Here is a 21,330-nt window from a genome sequence, read left to right on the forward strand (position 1 = left end):
GGCGGAACCGCATCTGAATGACAGACCAGGTTGTCAACAAGAAACCACTGTCCGAATTCGGCGTCGATGAGGCGGTCGGCAAGGCGTTGCGCGCCTTGCGCGAGGCCAACAACCTGACCGCCCGGGACCTGGCATCCGGCTCCAGTGTATCGGCGGCCATGATTTCACGCATCGAGAACGGCCAGGTCTCCCCTTCCCTGTCGACGCTTGAGGCGCTGGCCCAGGCGCTTGAAGTGCCGATCGTCAGCCTGTTGCGCGAAACGGGAACCGCCACCGCCGACATCACCCACGTCAAGGCCGGCAAGGGCCTGGCATCGACCCGCGTCGCCGGGCGTCATTCGCACGACTTCGTCGCGCTCGGCTTCCACCGCCGGCCGGGGCTCGAATTCGAAGCGCTGATGGTCACGCTCGACAGACGAGACGACTCGCGCCCGCCCATCTATAACGGGCACGGGTGCCTTTTTGTCTACGCGCTGGAGGGCGAGGCCATTTATCTTTACGGCGAACGGGAGATCCACCTGCGGGCCGGCGATTCACTGAGCCTTGACGCCGAACTCCGCTACGGCATCAAGGAAGTGCTCACACCGGTCTTCCGGTTCCTCTCCGTTCAGGCATCCGGACGTTAGGGCAGAGCAAAAATGACGACAGATCATCTTGCCGAGGCAGCCCGCAATCTCCTGATCAGTTGCGCCGGGGCCGAACCGGGCGACACCATCCTCATCCTGCATGAGGATCCCGATCTCGGCTGGTACGACCCGCACGCGCCCGAAGCCGTCGCCAAAGCAGCGGAACGGCTGGGCATGAGGCCGACGCTACGCATGGTCGGCGGTCCGGATGAGAGCGGCGCACTGTCCGAAGACCTGTTGACGGCGATGCAAGCGCACGACCAGACGGTGTTCTTTGCCAGAATCGGCGACCAGGGCCGCTTCTCGATCCGCCAGTCCGGAAGGCCGGCGGTCATGTCCTACGCGATCAATCGGAACATGCTGGCCTCCGCCTTCGGCCGTTTCGACTACGGTGCCTTGCTCGATCTGAAGGACGCGCTCAACCGGACGCTCGACGCGGCCGAAAAGATCCGCATCACCTGCCCGAACGGCACGGATCTTTCCGGACGCTCGATCGTCGATCCGGGCGAAGCCGAGGACGTTTCGCTCAAGCGCTTCCCGATTGGTGTCTACAAGCCGATACGGATGCAGGGATTTTCCGGCAAGGTGGCGATCACGCATTACCTCACGCCGACCGGTTCCCGTCCCTACACGCCGGCATGGCTCGGTCTCGACGAGACCGTCATCGCGACCGTGGACGGCAACCGCATCACCGGCTTTGCGGGCGCGGCGGCAACGGTCAGCGCCGTCGAGGGCCATTACCGGCACGTCGCGGAGACATTCGCCATCAAGCCGATGTTCGTGCATTCCTGGCATTCGGGCATGCACCCGGCCTGCGCCTACGCCATGCCCGCGGCGGACAACCCCGACCGCTGGTCAAACACGGCATTTCCCAATCCGCGCATCCTGCATTTTCACACCTGCGGCGCCTATCCGCCGGGCGAGATCTGCTGGATGGTGTTTGACCCGCTTGTCACCGTCGACGGCACGCCCCTGTGGGACCGCGGGCATTTGAACCGGGAAATCAACGACGATATCGCCGCCGTCTTTTCCCGCTGGCCCGGCCTTGCCGCCCTGTTCGACAATCCCTCCCGCGATATCGGACTTGACACTGTCTAGCCTTGACCGCGCTTGCCGACCCGTCGCGCCGGCGCATCTTCGAAACGCTGCGGGACCGGCCGCTTGAACCGGCATCAAACCCATTCGTCCCGGAACAGGGGTAAACCATGTGACCGGTATAGACACAAAAGATAAATGGCGGGCCGTGCGCGACGAAAAGGCGTGAAACCACAATCAGCGCAGCTGCTGTGGAGCGTGTCGCGCATCTCGCAATTCGGCCGGTCGAGCATGGCTGTCCCGGCAGGCGTCTCCAATGTGGCGGCGTCCAATTGGCTCAAAGGATGGCCATTCGCAACAACGACTTGATATGCCTCTCGATAGAGAGGATCTATACGATATAGCTCGGGGCTGACATCAGCGGCGGTGACCACGATGTCAAAATCTCCTTCCCGAAATCCGCTCGGAAGGTCTTCGTGCGGCGCGACGACCAGCTCGATCTCAGCTTGAGGCAGGCGGGCTCTGAACCGTTCTACCGCCTCTGCCTTCGCTTGCCTCGCCTCTGTCTGCAACCTCTTCAGCCGGGGAAAGATGAGTTTTCCTAAAGGAGTCAGCCGACAGCCGGCGCGATCCCGGATGAACAGTGCACCACCCAATCCGTCCTCTAGAGCGAGATGAGGTTAGCTTCTTGATGGCCGCTGTCAGGGACGGTTGAGACACATTGGAGGCACTGGCCGCATGGGTGAAATCGCGATGCGCGCGCACGGCCGGAAAATGGCCGATCTGGTTCATCTCCATCGGCACCTCCGGATGTCGCTCGGGCAGCCTCGGCGGAACAAGATATATAGTCAATACCTATCGTAAAATAGAATTTCGGGATTGGAGCCGGAAGCGGGCGTCGTGGGACAAGGGGCCATCGAAATCGATGAAACCCAACGCAGGAGATGACCCATGAAAAAGCAAATCCTCCCGATGCTGTCGGCCTTTGCCCTCGTCGCCACAACGTCGCTCGCAACCGCCCAGGAGACCGTCATGAGCGACTACACCGCAAGCTATATCGAAATGCAGGCCGCCAATGGCCAGACCAGTGCCCTTGCCGAATTCCTGGCCAGCGCCGCACCCATGGTGAGGGAGACCGAGCCCGGCACCGAACTCTGGTTTGCGCTGCAAGCCGGGGACACGCTGGCCATCTTCGACATCTTCATCGACGAGGCGGCGCGGGATGCTCATTTCTCCGGCGCCGTGGCTGGTGCCTTGAACGACAATGCCGGCACCCTGGTGCAAGGCGGATGGGATGACGGCGTGGTCGCCAACATCAACAACTCGGTTGTGCTGTCGGCAAAGGCACCGGTTGACCTCGACAGCGCGACGACCGCGACCTACATCGCGCTCGAAGCGGCGCCGGGCCAGGCCGAACAGCTGGCAGAACTGCTCAGCGCGGCCGGGCCGATCGTCGCGGAAACGGAGCCGCAAACCCTGTTCTGGGTGGCACTGCGGATCGACGAAACAAACTTCGCGATCTTCGACGCCTTCGCTGACAATTCCGGTCGCGAGGCCCACTTCGCCGGCCAGGTCGCGGGCCTACTGAATGAGAGGGCGGCCGATCTCGTTGAAGGCGGCTGGGACGAGGGCGTCGTTGCCAACGTCCGCAACTACGAAATCCTCGCGATCAACTAGTCCGTTGCAACCAGCACGCGCCTGGCGCTTCCGGCGCCGGGCGTTTGGGTCCCTGCATCTAGCCAGTGGACCTAGATCGCCGTCATTACGGAAGCAGACATGCTATCCCAGCCCGGAAATGTCTACTCCGTCCGCGAAGCGACCACCGGACCCGGGTAGTACAACATCGCACAATCGGCAGTGAATAGCGGACCGTGCGCGATTAAAACGCGAACTATTCCTTCGCTATAGCCCTACGCTTGTCTGCAATATGGAACGCGATTGCTCTACGCCATTCGGTTGTGCATCATAATGCTCCGTTAGAATGCAAACACAACATCCGATCTTGGTTGAACTGGAAACTATCTGTAGCGCCCATTGGCCTTAAGTGGCGGCGGTGGCGTGCTCGTCCAACGGCCAAGATTTCGTTTATCTCGCTAGTTCAAGCAGTTCACTTGCCGCGTTCTCGTCGACAATCAGCGTATGGGCGAGGCCACGGCGGAGGGCCGCCAGGATGACCGGGACCTTCGCCTTGCCGCCCGAAGCCAGCACGAGATGCGGGATGGCAAGCAGGTCTTCGATGGGCGGTGCGACGATCCGGTCGGTTACCTCATGCGCGATCGTATCGCCATCGGCGGTCAGATAGTGGCCGCAAATGTCGCCGACGGCGCCGGCAGCGAGGAGCGATCGACGCAGGTCTTCCGAAACCAGGCCGTATTCTACACTGCGCGATCGCGGCGTCAGATCGACGGCGCTGACGAGAGCGACATCAACCTTGCGCACCTGGTCGAACGTCTCGCGCACCGAGCCGGATGAGACCAGCGCATCGCGCATGCCCTTGTCGTCGGCGAACATCGGCGCGGTAACATAATAGCAGGGGCCTTGCAGGATGCGGGCGAAGCGGGCGGCCACGTCATACGGGTTGACGGGGGTGCTGCGCGGAAAGCCGCCGCAAAAGGAGACAACCGTGTTGCGGCGACCATTCTTGCGCGTGATCGCACTGGCCGCCGCATCGATCGTGCCGCCCCAGCCGACGCCGACCACATAATCGTCGCCGATCGTCTCGGACAGGAAGTGCCCGGCCGCCATACCGCTCACCCGGCGCACATCGGTCTCGGGGGCCGGCGCCGGCACGACGATCACCTCGGCGAGGCCGAAGCACTCCTTGAGTGCCGCTTCCATTTCGACACAGGGGCCGTGCGGCGTGTTGATGCGGAGCTGAACCGCGCCGGACGCCCGCAACTCACCAATGATCTGGTTCACCCGCGCGCGGCTCAGCCCGACCTTTTCGGCAATCGCCGACTGGGTAAGCCCTTCCTGGAAATGATACCAGGCGATACGTGCCGCGAGGCGAGGTTCGGTGGAAACACTCATCATGTCGCGCTGTTATCAAATGACCATGCTTTGGTCACCACTAACAAATGTATTTTATTAAATTACATTTGTCATTCGACTGTCATGTTGAACGGCTAATCGACTCCTCCATGACCAAACCGACCTATCCTGACCCATCCTTCTCCTGCAATGGACGCGACTATCCCGCGCCGCGCCAGCCGGTCGTCGTGATCTGCATCGATGGCTTCGATCCGGCCTATCTGGAAGCCGCGCGCGTGCATCGGCTTTGCCCGTTCCTCGGTGATCTGATCGAACAATACGGCCAGCGGACGGCCGCATCGGCGCTGCCGAGTTTCACCAATCCCAACAACATGTCGCTGATCACGGGCGTCGCCCCGGCGCGGCACGGCATCTCAGGCAATTACGCGCTCGATCCCGAAACCGGCGCGCCGGTGATGATGAACACGCCGGCGTTCCTGCGCGCCGAGACGATCCTGGCCATGGCGCATCAGGCCGGCCTGTCGGTCGGCGCGGTCACGGCGAAGGACAAGCTGCGGCGCCTGCTCAGCGCGGGGCTTCCGGAGGACGATAGACGACGGGCGGTGTGCCTGTCGATCGAGGCCCTGGCGAAGGATACCGATGAAACGGTCGATCCGGCGGTCCGCTCGGCGGTCGGCGAGACGCCGCCCGACATCTACAGCGCCGAAGTCAGTCTGGCCGTGCTGCGGGTCGGCCTGGCGCTTCTCGACATGCGGGCGCCGGACCTCCTCTATCTGTCGACGACCGACTACATGCAGCACCGCTACGGACCGGACGCGTCCGAAGTGCTCGACTTCATGGCAGCACTCGACAGCCTCTTGGCCCGGATCGACGCCATGGGCGCGATGATGGTCGTCACCGCGGACCACGGCATGAACGCCAAGACAAAGGCCGATGGCGCGCCGGACGTCGCCTATCTCCAGGACGTTCTGGACGTTGCACTCCCGGAGAAGAGTGCTCGAGTAATCCTGCCGATCACCGACCCCTACATCGTTCATCATGGGGCGCTTGGCGCCTGCGCCATGGTGTATCTGGACGGCGCCGACCCTATCCTTGCCGCCGAATCCCTCATGGCGTTGCGGCAGGTCGACGAGGTTCTGACGCGCGCCGACGCCGCAAGAGAGCTTCAGCTTCCCGAAGACCGTATCGGCGACCTGATGGTGCTTGCGACAGCGTCGGGCGTCTTGGGAACGCGGAAGACGGAACACGATCTGTCGGCGCTGCGCGGGCCCTTGCGGTCGCATGGCGGGCGGCATGAGCAGACCGTGCCCTTCATCGTCAACCGGCCGCTACGCGAAGAGCATCTGCCGTCACCTCTGCGCAATTACGACGCCTTTCATGTCGCCTTGAACCTGCTCGGCCAGGAGGCGGGCCATGGGTGACATTCGCCACGCCGTTCTGGTCGTTCTCGACGGGATGAGACGCGATCTGATCGATGCCGAACGCACGCCGAACCTTGCCAAGTTCGCGGGCAACGCGGCCTGGTTCGCGGACCATCATTCGGCGTTCCCCTCCGTGACGCGGGTCTGCTCGGCAACGATTGCCACGGGTTGCCATCCGCGCCGGCATGAACTGGCTGGCAATGCGATGGTGCTGCGAGAAGACGGTCGGCTGGTGCTGCATGATGCCGGTCATCCCGATTTCCTGCAGCACAAGCGACATGCAACGGGTCGATCCCTGGCAGAACCGACGCTTGCCGAACGGCTTCTGGCCCATGGCGGCGCCATCATCTTCTCCAATGTCTCGCCAGGCGCGGCCTATGCGCATGACCCGGACGGCCACGGGCATGTCTACCACCGGGCCGGCAGCTTCGGGTCGGGACGGGTTCCGGTTCCTAAAGGCGATGCGCTGTGCGTCGGGCGCGGGCTCGATGGCGATCGCGCCATGACGGAACGCTTCGTCGGCGAGGTGCTTGGCGAACGCAAGCCCGGCTTGGCGGTTCTGTGGCTCGGCCATCCCGATACGACCCAGCATTGTGCCGCGCTCGGTTCGCCCGAGCATCTCGCCGCGCTGGCCGAAGCGGATCGGCATGCCGGCACGGTAATCGATGCGGTGTCGAGATTGCGACACAAGGGCGACGATATCCTGCTGCTTGTCGGCTCGGATCACGGGCATCAGACGGTCACGGGGGCGGTCGACATCGACGCGGCACTGATCGTGGCCGGATTGAAGGACAACGCAGCGTCGGACGACGTCGTCGTCGCGCCCAATGGCACGGCGGCGCTGATCTATCTTGCGGAGGCCGTTCGGGGCCGTAGCGATGCCATCGCGGCCTTCCTGAACCGCCAGCCTTGGACGGATCGCGTCATTCCCGCCGATGCATTGGCCGCGATCGGCCATTGCCAGCGCGACGGCCTTGCCGTTGCGGTCGCCATGCGCACCGAAGACACACCGAACGCATATGGCATTCCCGGCACGGCGCTGGTCGCGCAGCCCGGCAACGGCAAGGATCCCGGCATCGGCTTCGGCCAGCATGGCGGGCTCGGCCGTCGCGAACAGGCGCCGTTCCTGATCGCCCAGGGTCCGGGCTTTTCAGCCGGCTCCGTCCACCATCGATGCACTTCGCTCATCGACATCGCACCGACCATCCTCATCCATCTCGGCATTGCCGCCGATGGGATGGATGGCCGTGCGCTGCAAACATCCACCATCCATCACGGAGACGATTATGAGACTGTCACGTAAGGACTTCATTCGCGGTGCTGCCTTGGGCGGCGCCGCAGCGCTGGCAACCCCGGCGATTGCTCAGGGGCGGCGCGAGTTGCGTATGGCAAGCGCCTGGGCCAAGAACTTTCCTGGTTTCGGTACGGCTGCCGAAAGGCTTGCCCGGCGCATCACGACCATGACCGATAGCCGTCTCACCGTCAGAGTTTTTGCGGCAGGCGAACTGGTGCCGCCATTCGACGTCTTCGATGCCGTTTCGACGGGTACCGCCGATCTCTATCATGGGGTTGAGTTCTGGTGGCAAGGCAAGAGCCCGGCGTTCAACTTCTTCACCACGACGCCTTTCGGGCTGACGCCCACCGAGATCAAGTCTTGGATCTATTATGGCGGCGGGCAGGAGCTTTGGGACGAACTGGCCGCTAACTACAATGTGAAATCGTTCCTCGTGGGCAATCCAGGCGTTCAGATGGGCGGTTGGTTCCGCAACGAGATCAACTCGCTTGATGATTTCCGCGGGATCACCATGCGGATGGGCGGTTTTGGCGGCGAAGTCATCCGCCGCGTCGGCGCGACGCCAGCCTCTATCCCAGGCACAGAGGTCTATCAGGCTCTGCAATCGGGCGCCATCGACGCGACCGAATGGGTCGGTCCTTGGAACGACCTTGCCAAAGGCTTCCATCAGGTCGCGAAGTTTTACTATTACCCCGGCTGGCACGAGCCCTCCTCGAACGTGTCGGCAGGCTTCAATCTGGATGTCTGGAACAGTCTAAGCGTGGCCGATCAGGAGATCATCAAGGCTGCCTGCCAAGCGGAGAATGACGAGATGCAGGCGGAATTTCAGGCCAGCAATGGCACGGCCCTCGACAGCATCGTGACCGAGCACGGCGTCCAGTTGCGGCCCTATAGCGACGATGTGTTGCTGGCCCTGGGGCAAACCTCGCAAGAGGTGGTGGCCGAAGCCGCGGCAGGTGATGCTTTTACGGCCCGTGTCCATGACAGCTATATGGCGTTCCATGCCGGTGCGCGGCGGGTGACAGAAACGTCCGAGCAGCCATTCGCGCGGGCGCGTGCCATGGTCTTCGCCGCCACCTGATACCAACTCTGGGGGCAAATAACGATGACGGGTGTTCGGGCCTCCATTGTCATGCCTATGAGAACGCGATGAAAAACCAGCGCCTAGGCATGCATCACGTTGACGGCATTGCCATCACCATCGGTTGCCTCTCCGCATGGTTGGTGCCGGCGATGATGTTGTCACAGGTTGCGCTCGTGCTCGGGCGCGGCCTGTTCGGCTTTGGCTCATTAAGGCTCCACGAAGCCATCATTTACTCCAATGTCGTCTTTGTCGGCGCTGGCATCGCTTATGCTCTGGCCAAGAATGGGCACACGCGGATCGATGTCCTACGCGTGCGTATGGCGCCACGCGGCCGGGCATTGGTCGATCTTCTGGCAACGCTGGTTCTCCTCCTGCCGACGATCGCCGTGCTGATGTGGGCATCCACCCCCTATGTTTCTCGCGCATGGGAGACGCTGGAAGGCTCGCGCAGCGTCGGTGGGCTTCCCGGCGTGTTCGTGTTCAAGACCACGCTTCTTGTCATGCCGGCTTTGCTGTTGCTCCCGGCCATCACGATCCTTGCCCGCGCGTGGCGAGACCTTACCGCGCAGGATCGGGACGAGTCCCTGACGCGGGAGCCTCCAGCATGATCGTCGAAGCGCTCCCGCTGCTTTTGCTGATCTTGACCTTCGGTGCGTTGCTTCTGGGATTTCCCGTCGCTTTCACGTTATGCGGTGTATCGATTGGATTTGCGCTGATCGCCGGCCTTTTCGGCCAGTTCGATACGACGTTGCTTCTGGCGCTGGGGCCGCGCATATGGGGCGTCCTGACCAATGAATTGCTGCTTGCGATCCCGCTCTTCATCCTCATGGGCACGGTCCTTGATCGGTCCGGGATCGCTGCTGATCTCCTGACGACGATGGGCGATCTGATGCATCGCATACCTGGTGGTTTGGGCCTGTCGCTGTGTGTGGTCGGCGCGCTTCTTGCCGCATCCACCGGCATTGTCGGCGCCACCGTGATCGCTATGGGGCTGATCTCGCTGCCGGCCCTGTTGGCGCGGGGGTATCCGCCACCGCTTGCGTCGGGGCTGATTTGCGCAACCGGGTCGCTTGGCCAGATCATCCCACCATCGATTGTGCTTGTCTTGCTCGCGGACCAGCTGGGAGCTGTCTATGGTGAAGCCCAGCGTACGGTCGGCAACTGGACCGCACAGCCCGTTTCCGTTGGCGATCTGTTCGCGGGCGCTCTGGTCCCCGGCCTGCTGCTGGTCGGTGTCTATGCGCTCTACCTGCTGGCGGTGTGCTGGTGCCGCCGCATTGATCTGGACAGCGCCAAACATGCTCCTGAGACGATGGCGACCGGTCAGCTGATGGGGGCTTTGATCGCTCCACTCTTTCTGTTGATGGCCGTGCTCGGATCCATCCTTGGCGGTGTGGCGACGCCGACCGAAGCGGCCGGGCTCGGGGCGGCGGGTGCGGTACTGCTTGCGGGATCGAAAGCGGGAACGGCCGGCCGTCGCCTCGTCTGGCTCGGCGTTCTGGCCATCATTCTGGCGCTCGTCCTGCGAACGCTCGGCGACGGGCGCATGCCGGGGCTGTTCGCATCCGCCCCGACCACCGTGACCTACATCTCGATGATCTTGGCGGCGATCATGTTCGCAGCCGCGTTGACCTTCTCGATGGCGGCGACCTTCAAGGCCGGGGTCTTGGTGACCGCCTTGCGCCAAACCCTTGAGATCAGCGCCATGGTCTATGGCATCCTGATCGGCGCCACATGCTTCGCATTGGTCTTTCGCGGGCTGGAGGGTGACGCGGTCGTCGGCGGATTTCTCACGGCCTTGCCCGGCGGAGAGATTGGCGCGCTGGCTTTCGTCATGATCGTGATCTTCGTTCTTGGCTTCTTTCTCGACGTGATCGAGATCATCACGCTGGCCGTGCCGATCCTCGCACTGAGCTTGCTGCAGACGGTCGATCCCCTGTGGTTCGGTGTCCTGGTGGCGGTCAATCTCCAGACGTCCTATCTGACGCCGCCTTTCGGCTTCGCGCTGTTTTATCTGCGCGGCGTCGCGCCCGAGACGGTACGAACCGTCGACATGTATCACGGCGTGCTGCCCTTCGCGGCGCTGCAGCTCATCGTCTTGGGAATTCTGCTCGCGGTTCCGGGTCTGGTCACGGCACTGCCGCAATGGCTGAGAGGATGAGCGATGAACGACATGGTTCCCAGGTCCGCGACAGACATCGCCGCGGCGATCGAAGCCGGTGAGGCCAAACCGACGGCGCTGCTGGCCGCCTGTCTTTGGCAAATCGATCGACTTGAACCAGAGATAAGGGCTTGGGCGCATCTCGACCGCACATTCGCAATGGAACAAGCCCGCGCGGCGGATGCGCGCCAGGCGTCCGGCAAACGGTTGAGCCGGCTCGATGGCGTGCCCTTCGCCGTCAAGGACAATATCGATACGAGCGATTTGCCGACGGAGATGGGATCGCCGATCCACAAGGGCCGCCGGCCGGACAAGGACGCGCGGATTGTCGCCGCGATGCGTGATCTCGGCATGGTGCTGATGGGCAAGACGGTGACCACGCCTTTCGGCATGAACGCGCCGGCACCGACGCGAAACCCTATCGACCCAAACCGCACGCTGGGAGCATCGTCGGTGGGATCGGCCGCCGCCGTCGCGGCAGGCATGGTGCCGCTCACGGTCAACACCCAGAACACGTCGTCGTCGACGCGCCCTGCGGCCTATGCAGGTGTCTTCGCCTTCAAGCCGACGCATGATCTGATCCCGCTGGACGGGTGTCTGGCCTTGTGCCCGCCGACGGCGACGGTCGCCTTCATGGCGAACGAGCTGGACGATTTTTCGGTCCTGGTCGAGACGCTCGGGCCAAATTTGCCGTTTCCGGCGAGTGCGGTTTTCAAGCTTCAGCGGGATCCCGCGCCCGATGATCTCGCCCGGTGCGCCATCGTACGCGGTCCATGGTGGCCACTCGCGGAGACGGAGGCTTTGCGAGCATTTGAGGATTTCACCGCCGCCATCCCGATCGACCGGACCATTGAGTTGCCGGTCCGGTTCGCTGATGCGATTCCCGCTCACCGCGATCTGATTGCCGGCGATATGGCCGTGACGATGAGAGGCGAGTATTCCGGCCACCACGCCCGACTGCCCGAAGAAGCCGTCAGCTTCATCGAGGCCGGTCGAACACTGTCCGCAACACGCTATGTCGAAGCCATGCGGTTGCGGCGCCAACTCGCTGCCGAGCTTGAAGCCAGAATGGCCGATATTGACGCGCTGGTCACGCTTTCGACACCGGGTGCTCCACCTTTCTTGACAGACGGCATCGGCGATGGAAGCTTCTCCATGCCCTGGACCTTTTGCGGTTTTCCGACGCTCTCGCTGCCGTTGTTGCAGATGCTGGAAGGTGCCCCGATCGGAGTCCAGTTGGTCGGCAGGCGCAATCAGGACATGGATTTGCTCGAAATGGGGCGGTCTCTCTTGATAGCTGCTGCATCGACGAAATCAGGTTAACGATGTCCTTCCTGAGACATGGGTTACACTTCTGGCCCGAAGGGGTTCTTCAGTGGTTCCGGTCTGCATGTCTCCGGTATCAAATGTAAACCATGTGACGAGAATGGACCCCGCAAGGAAATGGCGGAGAGAGAGGGATTCGAACCCTCGAGACGGTATCACCGCCTACACACTTTCCAGGCGTGCGCCTTCGACCACTCGGCCACCTCTCCGCAACAGGCCGGCAGGGGCGCAAGGCGATTGCCGGACCGGCGCGCAATATAGTCAAGCCATGCACAGGATCAACCAGAATCTGACGCTTCGATGACTGTGTCGCGCACAGCCGTCCAAAAACTCCGTTCGCATGCCGCCGATGTGAGTTTCCGCACAGAAAAACCGACAGCGGTGCGTATATTTCAAGCAGTTGATTTCCACGTGATGCCGGTTTGCGCTATGCATGTCGCAAAGGGCCGGGGATACCGGCCGGTCGCGGGACCAAAAAGACGAATAAAGGGGATGGGAGTCCAGCCGTAATGCGGTTTCTTCTGCGCGCTATCAGCCTTCTAGCGCTGATCGTTGCCGTCATCAGCGCGGTGGTCGATGCAATCCGCTCCCTGGCGGCCTCGGAGATCGTGATAACGCCGCTCGGCGCGGCCTGGTATTCCTTCAGCCCGGATACGCTCAACCTCGCCCAGGCATTGATCCAGCGAAACGTTCATCCATATATATGGGATCCGATCGTGCAATGGATCCTGCTGCAGCCCACCTGGGGCGTGTTTCTCACCTTGTCGCTGATCTTCTATCTGATCGCCTGGCGGCGCCCGAGACCAGCGGGGCGGTTTGCCGCACGCTAGAACAAGTCATGCTTGGAACTCAGGGAGTTTGAGGAATGTTCAGCCTGTTTGACAAGAAAAACGAAATGCCCGATCCGGCCGAAGCGCTGCCGGGCCGGGACGCGCCTCTCGAAACGGCCAGCCTCCACTTCGTCAACGGGCATCCGCTCAAGGGACCCTATCCGGACGGCCATGGGACGGCCTATTTCGCCATGGGCTGTTTCTGGGGTGTCGAGCGCCTTTTCTGGCAGCGCGACGGCGTCTTCGTGACCGCGGCCGGCTATGCAGGCGGCACGACACCGAACCCGACCTATGAGGAGACCGTGACCGGAATGACCGGACATGCGGAAACCGTCCTGGTTGTCTACGACCCGCAAAAGGTGAGCTACGGCGCGCTTTTGAAGATTTTCTGGGAGGGACACGATCCGACCCAGGGCATGCGCCAGGGCAACGATGTGGGCACGACCTACCGGTCCGCGATCTATGCGGTTGACGAGGCGCAAATGGATGAGGCGCGCAGCAGCAAAGAGGCCTATCAGGCGTCGCTGACTGCCGCCGGCATCGGCCACGACATCACCACCGAGATCGCGCCCGCCGGCCCGTTTTACTTCGCTGAAGACCATCATCAGCAATATCTGGCGAAAAACCCCAACGGCTATTGCGGCGTCAAGGGCACCGGTGTCGCCTGCACCATCGGTTAAAGGGTCACTACAGCCCAAGGCCAGGGCGTAAAACATAAGCCGATCATTCGATTGGGTTTGTTGATCAAACGGTTCATTTTTCACGTGATCTTTGCCGGAAGCCATGCAAGGATATGGCAGAGCCTTGCCGCAAGCCGGCCTGAAAGGCTTTGAATAAGCCGCTCCAGTGCGGCGAAAAGGAAAAAAACGGAACAACACAGGGTTGGTGAATATGAAGCGAACACTCCTCAGCATCTTTGCACTGGCAGCGATGTCCGCGACCGCGCTGGCGGCGGATATCAAGCCTGCCGTCATCTACGACCTGGGCGGTAAATTCGACAAATCGTTTAACGAATCCGCTTACAACGGAGCTGAAAAGTTCAAGGCCGACACCGGCATCGAGTATCGCGATTTCGAAATCCAGAACGACGCCCAGCGCGAGCAGGCACTGCGCAAGTTCGCCCGTGACGGCAACAACCCGATCGTCATCGCGGGGTTCTCCTGGGCCGCCGCGCTTGAAAAGGTCGCGGCGGAATTTCCCGATACGAACTTCGCCATTATCGACATGGTCGTCGATCTGCCGAATGTGCGCTCGGTGGTCTACAAGGAGCAGGAAGGCTCCTACCTCGTCGGCGTGATGGCGGCAAAGGCCTCCGAGTCCGGGACAGTCAGCTTCGTGGGCGGCATGGATATTCCGCTGATCCGCAAATTCGCCTGCGGTTATGTGGGCGGGGTCAAAGCCACCAATCCGGATGCGACGGTGCTTGAAGCCATGACCGGCAGCACGCCGGACGCCTGGAACGATCCGGTCAAGGGCGGCGAGATCGCCAAGTCGCAGATCGCTCAAGGGTCCGACGTCGTCTATGCGGCGGCAGGCGGCACCGGTATCGGCGTTCTGCAGGCGGCAGCCGATGAAGGCAAGCTGAGCATCGGTGTCGATTCCAACCAGAACGGCCTGCAGCCGGGTTCGGTCCTGACCTCGATGCTCAAGCGCGTCGACGTCGCCGTCTACAACGCATTCAACGATGCAAATGAGGGCAATTTCTCCTATGGCTTCAACGTGCTCGGCCTTGCCGAGAACGGCGTCGACTACGCCATGGACGACAACAACGCCAAGCTGGTCGATCAGGCCATGCGCGATGCGGTCGAGCAGGCAAAAGCCGACATCATCGCCGGAGATATTGTCGTGCACGACTACATGTCGGACGAGAACTGCCCGTACTAGAGCCGCCGGACATTGTTCCGGCGGTTTTTTTCAGAATGCGCCGGGAAAATGCCGCGGCCAGCGCCAGGGCAGAACCGCAACGATATCGCAGCGCACCGACAGTCTTGCCGCATCGGGCTGGCGCGACAGCCAGATGTCGCCGGCGGCGGCGATGCGCCTTGACGCATTCGCCGTCACGGCGTCGATGGCCTCGCGTTCACCGGCGCGTGCCTTGACCTCGACCAGTGCGACGAGATCGCCCCGGCGCGCAATCAGATCGACCTCGCCCGCCTTCGTCCTGAAACGGCGCGCAACGATGCGATATCCTTTGAGCATCAGGGCAAGCGCGGCCAGCCATTCGGCCCGGTGGCCGCGCCGGTAGGCCCGCCTCTTGCCGTGCCGGCCCGCGCCTTCTCTCACGGCGCTTCGTCCTTGATTTCAAGCAGGCGCCGGTAAAGCGCCTTCCTGGCGAGCCCGGTGCGGCGTGCGGCCTCCGTCGCGGCCTGCGCCGGCGAACGGGTTCGCACAAGCTCGCGCAGAAGCGCCTCTGCCTCCTGCGGGCTGGCCGCCCGCGCCTGCGGCGGCCCGATCACGAGGACAATCTCGCCCTTCACGGAGCCGGCGCGGCGATAATGCTCCGACAACTCGGCAAGCGTGCCGCGGCGGATGTCCTCGAATGCCTTGGTCAGTTCCCGGCACACGGCGGCGGGGCGCCCGGCACCCAGCACGGTACAGGCCGCCGCAAGCGAAGCCGCGAGCCGGCGCGGCGATTCAAAGAAAACCAGAGTGGCGGGCATGTCCCGCAGGCGCTCCAGCCTGTCCCGGCGGGCCTTTTCCTTGACCGGCAGGAAGCCGGCAAAGAAAAAACTGTCGGTGGGAAGACCGGAACCGACGAGCGCGGCGAGCGGCGCCGACGCGCCGGGAACGGGAATGACAGGTATGTCAGCTTCCAGCGCATCGCCGACGAGGCGGTAGCCCGGGTCCGACACGAGCGGCGTGCCGGCATCGCTGACCAGCGCAACGCTTTTGCCTTCTTTCAGCGCCGCAACCAGCCTGGGACCGGCCCGCTCCGCATTGTGCTCGTGATAGGCGACCGGCTTTGTCGTTATGGCATAACGGGTGAGCAGCGTGCGCGTCACGCGGGTGTCTTCGCAGGCCAGCACGTCGGCTTTCGCCAGCACCTGCAGCGCGCGCAAGGTGATGTCGGCGAGATTTCCGATCGGCGTCGCCACCAGATAAAGGCCCGGCTCAAGGGCGGGTGCCTCGAGGCGATGCGCGCCGATTTGAAACGATCCGTGCATTCGATCCGTTTTCCATTATCCTGTGGGACGCGCCAGCTTGCCCTTGATCTTTACCCGGGGGCAGATAGGCAATATGTACGCATCTTGCCATGGCGGCAAATGCCACAGATTACGGCCCGGCACAAACCGGGCACCGGCCGGGACAGGGAATGAAGGTTTTCTTTCGCAGGACAATACAAAAAATGGCAGTGCCGGCCGTCATATCAGCCGCGCTGCTGCTGTCGGCATGCCAGGTGGTCAATTACGGTCTTCCGCAGGGCGGCGGCCCGGCGGAACCCGCTCCGCTGACAAGCCTGCCGGTGAAAACGGGCCCGGCTTCCGGCGAAGTGCTTGGAACCGGCGTGACGCGCGTTGCCCTGCTCTTGCCGCTGTCGGCGCCCGGCAACGGCGCAGCAATCGCCCGCGAATACCACAATGCGGCAGAGCTTGCCATTGAAACGCGCGGCCAGCAGTCGATGGAACTGGTGATCAAGGACACGACCGGATCGGCCGCCGGGGCGATCGCCCGCACCGAGGAAGCCATCCGGGAAGGCTCGGCCATCATCCTCGGTCCGGTGTTTTCGGGCAGTGTGACCTCGGCGGCTTCGGTCGCCGGCCCGCAAAACCGCGCCATGATCGCCTTTTCGTCCGATCCCTCCGCCGCCTCGGGCGGGGTTTTTCTGATGTCGTTCCTTCCCAATCAGGTGGTGGACCGGACCGTTTCCTATGCGACCGGCACCGGCCTGACATCCTTCACAGCCATATTGCCGAACGGGGCCTACGGCACACTTGTCGAGCGCCAGTTGCGGGCAACGCTCCAGGCGCGCGGCGGCGTGCTCAACGGCGTGTCGCGCTACGACTACAACAATGAATCGGTTGTCGCCGCCGTGCAGCAGGTGTTGCCGGCGGTCGAGCAGTCCGACGCGATCTTCATTCCGGACGGCGGAACCGCGCCGGTCGCCATTGCGCGGGTGCTGCAAAGCGAGGGCGTGAAGCTGCGCGACAAACGCCTGATCGGCACGGGCCAGTGGCGGTCGTCGGATCTGTCATCGGCCTTTCTGCAGGGCTCGATCTTCGCCGATATGGATCAATCCGGCTTCGACGCGTTCAAGGCGCAATACCAGGAGCGCTTCCAGGGCGAACCGACGGTCAATGCGGGGCTCGGATATGACGCGGTGACCATGGTCGCCGACCTTTTGGCCACCGGGAATCCGGCCGCCCTGTCGCGCCAGAGCATCGAACGGCCCAGAGGGTTCCGCGGCGTGACCGGTATTTTCCGGTTCCAGGCGAACGGCGACACCCAGCGCGGGCTCGCGGTCTATCAGATCCAGGAGGGCGAGGCGATTGTCGTCGATCCGGCACCGCGGCAGTTCAGCAGCTTCGATCCGGCACAGTTCTAGAAAAACGTCAGTTTCTGCGGACGGTGGCAAGCGCGCCGGCAAAGGCCGCGGCGAAACTCTCGCGATCATCGGGGTTGAGGAAGGACCCGACATCCGTGGAGCGTCCCTCGCCCGACACACGCATGCCGGTGATGCCGAACTCATCGTGACGGGCAATGTCGAAGCGCGCCCAGAACGGATTGAAGCGGTAGTCGCGGACCCGGCCGGACGGGGCGACCTTCCGGATCGACAGGTCCGTTCGCGAGACGCTGACCATCTCACGCGCCCGCGCGGCGCGGTAGTTCAGCCAGAACGCACCGGCCAGAAGGACAAGGTCAAACACGAAAAATCCGGCCACGGGCCAGGCGCCGGCAACGGCGAAGACAAGCCCGTGGAAAGCCGTCGCGGCCACGACGATGGCCATCAGGATGACAAAGCCCGTCCGCGACAGCGAGCGGTGTGGCGTCAGCAGCGCCTCGAAAACCGGCGCCTCGTTGTCGCGAATTTTTTTGACCGGCCCGTCGCCATGGTTGGCATTGCGTTCCCTCATATCCGCAGAATATAGAGGGTTCATGCAAAAGGCCAAAACGAAATCCGCCGGCGGTTCTGCCGAAAATGGCAGGACCGCGCCGCGTAAACGCCGCAAAAGACTGCCGAAGGGCGCCTACTCACAGGACGAGGTCAGCGAAATCTTCCGCCGGTTCAGCGTGCAGCGGCCGGAGCCGAAGGGTGAGCTCGAACACGTCAACGCCTATACGCTTCTCGTCGCGGTCGTGCTCTCGGCCCAGGCGACCGACGCCGGGGTCAACAAGGCGACACGGGCGCTGTTCGCCATCGCCGACACGCCGCAGAAAATGCTCGGCGTCGGCGAAGACAAGGTGCGCGAACACATCCGCACGATCGGCCTTTACCGCAACAAGGCGAAGAACGTGATCGCCCTTTCAAAGGTACTGATCGAGGAGCACGCAGGAGAGGTCCCGGCAGACCGCGACGCCCTGGTGAAGCTTCCGGGTGTCGGCCGGAAGACCGCCAATGTGGTGCTCAACATGGCCTTCGGACAGCCGACGATGGCGGTCGATACGCACATCTTCCGCATTGCCAACCGCATCAGGCTGGCGCCGGGCAAAACCGTCGACGATGTCGAGGAGAACCTGCTGCGGACGATCCCCGAACCCTTTTTGCAGCACGGTCACCACTGGCTGATCCTGCACGGGCGCTATGTGTGCAAGGCGAGAAAGCCCGATTGTCCGGCCTGCGTCATCGCCGATATCTGCAAATCGAAGGAAAAGACCTGCGACGTTCCGGCGGCGCTGGTGCCGCTGGATTAGAGTACGTCCGGGGACTCCTCAGGCGAGGGCGAATTCGGCGTCCTTTGCCGACAGCATCTTGTGCAGATGCACCATCAGACCGGCGGCGAAAAGCGGCGTCAGAAGGTTGAGCAGCGGGATCGACAGGAAGGCGGCGATAATCAGGCCGGCGGCAAAGATGGTCGCCCGGTATTTGGAGCGCATCCGGCGCACCTCTTCCTCGCCGCGGTAGCGCATGGCGGCGAATTCGAAGAATTCCCGGCCGAAGAGATAGCCGTTGACCAGCAGGAAAGCGATGATGTTGACGCCCGGAACGAACAATAAAAGCAGTGCGATGATGTTGCCGACAATCACCACGCCGAGGAATTTCAGCGTGTAGACAACCGCCCGGCCGAGCGGCACGGATTCACCCGGCCGGTCGGCCGGATAGTCGCGGCTTTCGATGATCTCGGCAACGCCGTCGAGGAAAAATCCGGCGATCACGGCCGTCACCGGCGCGATTAGCAATGCAAGGCCGACCGCGAGGCCGAGCCCGGCGATGATGGCGAGGACGAAGCCCAGCCAGCCGGCCCAGTCGGGCATGCCGGGAACGAGATGCTGAAGCCAGGGCAGCGCGTAGGCCATGAACAGCCCGCGCAAAAGCGTCCACAGCCCGACGAGCATCACTATGGTAATGCCGAGAATCTTCCAGAAAACGGAGCGGGATTCCGGCGCCAGCAGGTTGCGCCCGGCAAGGCGCGCGGCTTCAACGATCATGGGATGGTTCCGGGTGATGCATGGAGTGCAGATAGGGATTTGACCCGCGGATTCAATGGAACCGCCGCAAACCAAAGGTTTTCCGCCATCCGATGCTTCTATTTAAATCGGACTTGCTCTAAGACGGTCGGCGGACAACGCAAAGGGAGCCTGTTGCCCCATGGAAGAACTCGATGTTCTTTGCGTCGGCAATGCCATTGTCGACATCATCGCGCGCTGCGAAGATACGTTTCTCATCGAAAACGCAATCACCAAGGGGGCCATGAACCTCATCGATGCGGACCGCGCCGAGTTGCTCTATGAGCGCATGGGACCTGCGGTCGAGGCATCGGGGGGCAGCGCCGGCAACACGGCGGCGGGCATTGCCAGTTTCGGCGGCCGATCGGCGTTTTTCGGCAAGGTGGCGCGCGACCAGCTCGGGCGGATCTACGAACACGACATCCGGGCGCAAGGGGTTGTCTTCAGGACCGAGCCGCTTGACAGCCCTCCGCCGACGGCTCGCTCGATGATCTTCGTGACGCCCGACGGCGAGCGGTCGATGAACACCTATCTGGGCGCCTGTGTGGAGCTCGATCCGGAGGATGTCGACGAGGACATCGTCGCCGCCTCGAAAGTCACCTATTTCGAGGGCTATCTGTGGGACCCGCCGCGGGCGAAGGAGGCGATCCGCAAATGCGCCGAAATCGCGCACGCCAACGGCCGGGAAGTCTCCATGACGCTGTCCGATCCGTTCTGTGTGGATCGCTACCGCGACGAGTTCCTGGACCTGATGCGTACCGGCACGGTCGACATCGTCTTTTCCAACGAGCACGAGGCGATGTCGCTTTATCAGACGTCATCGCTGGATTCGGCCGTTGAGGCGATGGCGCAGGACTGCAAACTCGCCATCGTTACACTCAGCGAACGCGGCTCGACCGTCGCCCGCAACGGCGAGCGCATTTCCGTCGGCGCCATCAATATCCGCGAACTGGTGGACACGACCGGGGCGGGCGATCTTTATGCCGCCGGTTTTCTTCACGGTTACACGAGCGGGCGGTCGCTTGAAGACTGCGCGAAACTCGGCAGCCTCGCCGCCGGGCTTGTCATCCAGCAGATCGGCCCGCGTCCGCACAACTCGCTGAAACAGGCCGGCATCGACGCGGGACTGATTGCGGCCAGTCTCGTCGGTTAGAGTATCGGGCCGGCCTATTCGGCGCTGCCGGCGGTCGTTTCCGCATTGCTCTCGGCGGGCTGTTTCGGCCCGCCCTTGGCAACGCCGACCATGGCAGGCCGCAACACGCGGTCGCCGATGACATAGCCATCCTGGACGACCTCCACGACCGTATTGTTGGGCACGTCCGGATTGGGCACCTCGAACATGGCCTGATGGAAGTTCGGATCGAATTTCTGCCCGGCCGGCGACAGACGCGTCACACCGTGGCGCTCGAGCGCGGACAGCATCGAACGTTCGGTGAGTTCCACGCCCTCCATCAGCGCCTTCAGGCCGGCATCGGCGGTCTCCCGGGCTTCAGCCGGTATGGCATCAAGCGCGCGGCGCAGGTCGTCGGACACGGCAAGCATGTCGCGGGCAAAGTTGGAGACGGAATAGGTCTTGGCGTCACGCACATCGCGCGCCGTGCGGCGGCGCAGATTGTCCATCTCCGCGGCAAGGCGCAGATATTTGTCCTTCAGTTCGTCCCGCTCGGCGGCCAGGAGCTCAAGCGGCGAAGGCTGGTCGGCCTCCGGCTCCCCGCCTTGCGACACGGCGTCGGCCTGTTCAGGCCCGCCCGGCTCACTGCTCTGCGCAGGACCGGGTGCGGCGGAATTCGCGCTATCTTCCGCTCCAATATCCGTTTTCTTTGTTTCATCGGACATCGTGCGATGTTTCCTTTACAGCGGTTTTTTGCTTTGTTGCCCCGCATATCGAGGTTTCAGCGGAAAAAATCAAGGGATCGGGGGCGCCGAATTCAGCGCATCCGAAACTTTCAGCGGATCATG

The 21,330-nt window shown here is 62.8% G+C and carries 22 protein-coding genes and 1 tRNA gene; 15 read left to right on the top strand and 8 right to left on the bottom strand.

The annotated features are described in order from the left end of the window. Positions 1 to 17 precede the first annotated feature (17 nt). Together AC5E6N_RS08445 and AC5E6N_RS08450 are read left to right on the top strand one after the other, a co-directional pair. Positions 18 to 626, top strand: a complete 609-nt coding sequence (locus AC5E6N_RS08445; protein ID WP_491747409.1) for a helix-turn-helix domain-containing protein — start codon at positions 18 to 20, stop codon at positions 624 to 626. A gap of 12 nt (positions 627 to 638) precedes the next feature. Next, positions 639 to 1,724, top strand: coding sequence for a hypothetical protein (locus tag AC5E6N_RS08450; protein ID WP_491747410.1), 1,086 nt, complete (start codon positions 639 to 641; stop codon positions 1,722 to 1,724). Positions 1,725 to 1,798: 74 nt separating this feature from the next. Here the strand turns inward: AC5E6N_RS08450 and AC5E6N_RS08455 are convergent, their stop codons facing one another. After that, positions 1,799 to 2,317 carry a LysR substrate-binding domain-containing protein gene (locus AC5E6N_RS08455; RefSeq protein ID WP_491747411.1) on the bottom strand — a complete coding sequence of 173 codons (519 nt, stop codon included), beginning with the start codon at positions 2,315 to 2,317 and terminating at the stop codon, positions 1,799 to 1,801. Between the two features lie 295 nt (positions 2,318 to 2,612). Here AC5E6N_RS08455 and AC5E6N_RS08460 point away from each other — a divergent pair, with 295 nt between their 5' ends. Next, on the top strand, positions 2,613 to 3,338 hold the full coding sequence (locus AC5E6N_RS08460) for a putative quinol monooxygenase (protein ID WP_491747412.1): 726 nt from the start codon (positions 2,613 to 2,615) through the stop codon (positions 3,336 to 3,338). A 408-nt stretch (positions 3,339 to 3,746) separates the two neighbouring features. Here the strand turns inward: AC5E6N_RS08460 and AC5E6N_RS08465 are convergent, their stop codons facing one another. Next, positions 3,747 to 4,694 carry a sugar-binding transcriptional regulator gene (locus tag AC5E6N_RS08465; RefSeq protein WP_491747413.1) on the bottom strand — a complete coding sequence of 316 codons (948 nt, stop codon included), beginning with the start codon at positions 4,692 to 4,694 and terminating at the stop codon, positions 3,747 to 3,749. A 107-nt stretch (positions 4,695 to 4,801) separates the two neighbouring features. Between AC5E6N_RS08465 and phnA the strand changes: the two genes are divergently transcribed. The 6 genes from phnA to AC5E6N_RS08495 all read left to right on the top strand — a co-directional run bounded on the left by phnA (position 4,802) and on the right by AC5E6N_RS08495 (position 11,935). Then, on the top strand, positions 4,802 to 6,073 hold the full coding sequence (gene phnA, locus AC5E6N_RS08470; protein WP_491747414.1) for a phosphonoacetate hydrolase: 1,272 nt from the start codon (positions 4,802 to 4,804) through the stop codon (positions 6,071 to 6,073). Continuing rightward, positions 6,066 to 7,376, top strand: a complete 1,311-nt coding sequence (locus tag AC5E6N_RS08475; RefSeq protein ID WP_491747415.1) for an alkaline phosphatase family protein — start codon at positions 6,066 to 6,068, stop codon at positions 7,374 to 7,376. Before phnA ends, AC5E6N_RS08475 begins: the two co-directional genes overlap by 8 nt. Positions 7,377 to 7,398: 22 nt before the next feature. Beyond that, the gene (locus tag AC5E6N_RS08480) at positions 7,399 to 8,448 is read left to right on the top strand and encodes a TRAP transporter substrate-binding protein (protein ID WP_491747416.1); all 1,050 of its coding nucleotides are present in this window, start codon (positions 7,399 to 7,401) and stop codon (positions 8,446 to 8,448) included. Positions 8,449 to 8,516: 68 nt separating this feature from the next. Then, on the top strand, positions 8,517 to 9,059 hold the full coding sequence (locus AC5E6N_RS08485; protein ID WP_491747417.1) for a TRAP transporter small permease subunit: 543 nt from the start codon (positions 8,517 to 8,519) through the stop codon (positions 9,057 to 9,059). After that, positions 9,056 to 10,612: a TRAP transporter large permease gene (locus tag AC5E6N_RS08490; protein WP_491747418.1), complete on the top strand. Its 1,557-nt coding sequence runs from the start codon at positions 9,056 to 9,058 to the stop codon at positions 10,610 to 10,612. The genes AC5E6N_RS08485 and AC5E6N_RS08490 overlap by 4 nt, the downstream gene beginning before the upstream one ends. 3 nt (positions 10,613 to 10,615) lie before the next feature. Continuing rightward, positions 10,616 to 11,935 carry an amidase gene (locus AC5E6N_RS08495; protein WP_491747419.1) on the top strand — a complete coding sequence of 440 codons (1,320 nt, stop codon included), beginning with the start codon at positions 10,616 to 10,618 and terminating at the stop codon, positions 11,933 to 11,935. Between the two features lie 121 nt (positions 11,936 to 12,056). On the opposite strand, the gene AC5E6N_RS08500 is transcribed toward AC5E6N_RS08495, so the two are convergent. Further along, positions 12,057 to 12,147: transfer RNA gene (locus AC5E6N_RS08500), tRNA-Ser, on the bottom strand. 300 nt (positions 12,148 to 12,447) lie between these two features. Here AC5E6N_RS08500 and AC5E6N_RS08505 point away from each other — a divergent pair. The 3 genes from AC5E6N_RS08505 (at position 12,448) to AC5E6N_RS08515 (ending at position 14,652) form a co-directional block, all read left to right on the top strand. Further along, positions 12,448 to 12,768, top strand: a complete 321-nt coding sequence (locus tag AC5E6N_RS08505) for a hypothetical protein (protein ID WP_491689530.1) — start codon at positions 12,448 to 12,450, stop codon at positions 12,766 to 12,768. 35 nt (positions 12,769 to 12,803) lie between these two features. Continuing rightward, positions 12,804 to 13,448 (top strand): peptide-methionine (S)-S-oxide reductase MsrA, encoded by a 645-nt coding sequence (msrA, locus tag AC5E6N_RS08510; protein WP_491747420.1) that lies wholly within the window; start codon positions 12,804 to 12,806, stop codon positions 13,446 to 13,448. A gap of 211 nt (positions 13,449 to 13,659) precedes the next feature. Further along, positions 13,660 to 14,652 (top strand): BMP family lipoprotein, encoded by a 993-nt coding sequence (locus AC5E6N_RS08515; RefSeq protein ID WP_491689532.1) that lies wholly within the window; start codon positions 13,660 to 13,662, stop codon positions 14,650 to 14,652. Positions 14,653 to 14,682: 30 nt separating this feature from the next. Here AC5E6N_RS08515 and AC5E6N_RS08520 read toward each other — a convergent pair whose 3' ends face one another. Continuing rightward, entirely contained in the window at positions 14,683 to 15,051 is a 369-nt protein-coding gene (locus AC5E6N_RS08520) for a YraN family protein (protein WP_491689533.1), read from the bottom strand. Further along, positions 15,048 to 15,932 carry a 16S rRNA (cytidine(1402)-2'-O)-methyltransferase gene (gene rsmI / locus AC5E6N_RS08525; protein WP_491747421.1) on the bottom strand — a complete coding sequence of 295 codons (885 nt, stop codon included), beginning with the start codon at positions 15,930 to 15,932 and terminating at the stop codon, positions 15,048 to 15,050. The genes AC5E6N_RS08520 and rsmI overlap by 4 nt, the downstream gene beginning before the upstream one ends. A gap of 182 nt (positions 15,933 to 16,114) precedes the next feature. Here rsmI and AC5E6N_RS08530 point away from each other — a divergent pair, with 182 nt between their 5' ends. After that, positions 16,115 to 17,311: a penicillin-binding protein activator gene (locus AC5E6N_RS08530; protein ID WP_491747422.1), complete on the top strand. Its 1,197-nt coding sequence runs from the start codon at positions 16,115 to 16,117 to the stop codon at positions 17,309 to 17,311. A gap of 7 nt (positions 17,312 to 17,318) precedes the next feature. Here AC5E6N_RS08530 and AC5E6N_RS08535 read toward each other — a convergent pair whose 3' ends face one another. Continuing rightward, positions 17,319 to 17,840, bottom strand: coding sequence for a DUF2244 domain-containing protein (locus tag AC5E6N_RS08535; RefSeq protein WP_491747428.1), 522 nt, complete (start codon positions 17,838 to 17,840; stop codon positions 17,319 to 17,321). Positions 17,841 to 17,862: 22 nt separating this feature from the next. Between AC5E6N_RS08535 and nth the strand changes: the two genes are divergently transcribed. Beyond that, positions 17,863 to 18,618 (top strand): endonuclease III, encoded by a 756-nt coding sequence (gene nth / locus AC5E6N_RS08540; protein ID WP_491747423.1) that lies wholly within the window; start codon positions 17,863 to 17,865, stop codon positions 18,616 to 18,618. Between the two features lie 18 nt (positions 18,619 to 18,636). Here the strand turns inward: nth and AC5E6N_RS08545 are convergent, their stop codons facing one another. After that, positions 18,637 to 19,353: a sulfate transporter family protein gene (locus AC5E6N_RS08545; RefSeq protein ID WP_491747424.1), complete on the bottom strand. Its 717-nt coding sequence runs from the start codon at positions 19,351 to 19,353 to the stop codon at positions 18,637 to 18,639. Positions 19,354 to 19,513: 160 nt separating this feature from the next. Between AC5E6N_RS08545 and AC5E6N_RS08550 the strand changes: the two genes are divergently transcribed. Beyond that, positions 19,514 to 20,524, top strand: coding sequence for an adenosine kinase (locus tag AC5E6N_RS08550; RefSeq protein ID WP_491747425.1), 1,011 nt, complete (start codon positions 19,514 to 19,516; stop codon positions 20,522 to 20,524). A gap of 14 nt (positions 20,525 to 20,538) precedes the next feature. Here the strand turns inward: AC5E6N_RS08550 and grpE are convergent, their stop codons facing one another. Further along, a complete protein-coding gene (gene grpE / locus AC5E6N_RS08555; protein WP_491747426.1) occupies positions 20,539 to 21,207 on the bottom strand; it encodes a nucleotide exchange factor GrpE in 669 nt (222 codons plus the stop codon). Positions 21,208 to 21,330 lie beyond the last annotated feature (123 nt).

This window comes from Hoeflea sp. (genome assembly GCF_984452065.1).

Bases quoted from the DNA above. Each gene is read 5' to 3' on its own strand.
- AC5E6N_RS08530 (WP_491747422.1), top strand. From the start codon at position 16,115: ATGGCAGTGCCGGCCGTCATATCAGCCGCGCTGCTGCTGTCGGCATGC.
- AC5E6N_RS08485 (WP_491747417.1), top strand. From the start codon at position 8,517: ATGAAAAACCAGCGCCTAGGCATGCATCACGTTGACGGCATTGCCATC.
- grpE (WP_491747426.1), bottom strand. From the start codon at position 21,207: ATGTCCGATGAAACAAAGAAAACGGATATTGGAGCGGAAGATAGCGCG.
- AC5E6N_RS08515 (WP_491689532.1), top strand. From the start codon at position 13,660: ATGAAGCGAACACTCCTCAGCATCTTTGCACTGGCAGCGATGTCCGCG.
- AC5E6N_RS08535 (WP_491747428.1), bottom strand. From the start codon at position 17,840: ATGAGGGAACGCAATGCCAACCATGGCGACGGGCCGGTCAAAAAAATT.
- nth (WP_491747423.1), top strand. From the start codon at position 17,863: ATGCAAAAGGCCAAAACGAAATCCGCCGGCGGTTCTGCCGAAAATGGC.
- AC5E6N_RS08445 (WP_491747409.1), top strand. From the start codon at position 18: ATGACAGACCAGGTTGTCAACAAGAAACCACTGTCCGAATTCGGCGTC.
- AC5E6N_RS08465 (WP_491747413.1), bottom strand. From the start codon at position 4,694: ATGATGAGTGTTTCCACCGAACCTCGCCTCGCGGCACGTATCGCCTGG.
- AC5E6N_RS08550 (WP_491747425.1), top strand. From the start codon at position 19,514: ATGGAAGAACTCGATGTTCTTTGCGTCGGCAATGCCATTGTCGACATC.
- AC5E6N_RS08545 (WP_491747424.1), bottom strand. From the start codon at position 19,353: ATGATCGTTGAAGCCGCGCGCCTTGCCGGGCGCAACCTGCTGGCGCCG.
- msrA (WP_491747420.1), top strand. From the start codon at position 12,804: ATGTTCAGCCTGTTTGACAAGAAAAACGAAATGCCCGATCCGGCCGAA.
- AC5E6N_RS08450 (WP_491747410.1), top strand. From the start codon at position 639: ATGACGACAGATCATCTTGCCGAGGCAGCCCGCAATCTCCTGATCAGT.
- AC5E6N_RS08495 (WP_491747419.1), top strand. From the start codon at position 10,616: ATGAACGACATGGTTCCCAGGTCCGCGACAGACATCGCCGCGGCGATC.
- AC5E6N_RS08490 (WP_491747418.1), top strand. From the start codon at position 9,056: ATGATCGTCGAAGCGCTCCCGCTGCTTTTGCTGATCTTGACCTTCGGT.
- AC5E6N_RS08475 (WP_491747415.1), top strand. From the start codon at position 6,066: ATGGGTGACATTCGCCACGCCGTTCTGGTCGTTCTCGACGGGATGAGA.
- phnA (WP_491747414.1), top strand. From the start codon at position 4,802: ATGACCAAACCGACCTATCCTGACCCATCCTTCTCCTGCAATGGACGC.
- AC5E6N_RS08505 (WP_491689530.1), top strand. From the start codon at position 12,448: ATGCGGTTTCTTCTGCGCGCTATCAGCCTTCTAGCGCTGATCGTTGCC.
- AC5E6N_RS08460 (WP_491747412.1), top strand. From the start codon at position 2,613: ATGAAAAAGCAAATCCTCCCGATGCTGTCGGCCTTTGCCCTCGTCGCC.
- rsmI (WP_491747421.1), bottom strand. From the start codon at position 15,932: ATGCACGGATCGTTTCAAATCGGCGCGCATCGCCTCGAGGCACCCGCC.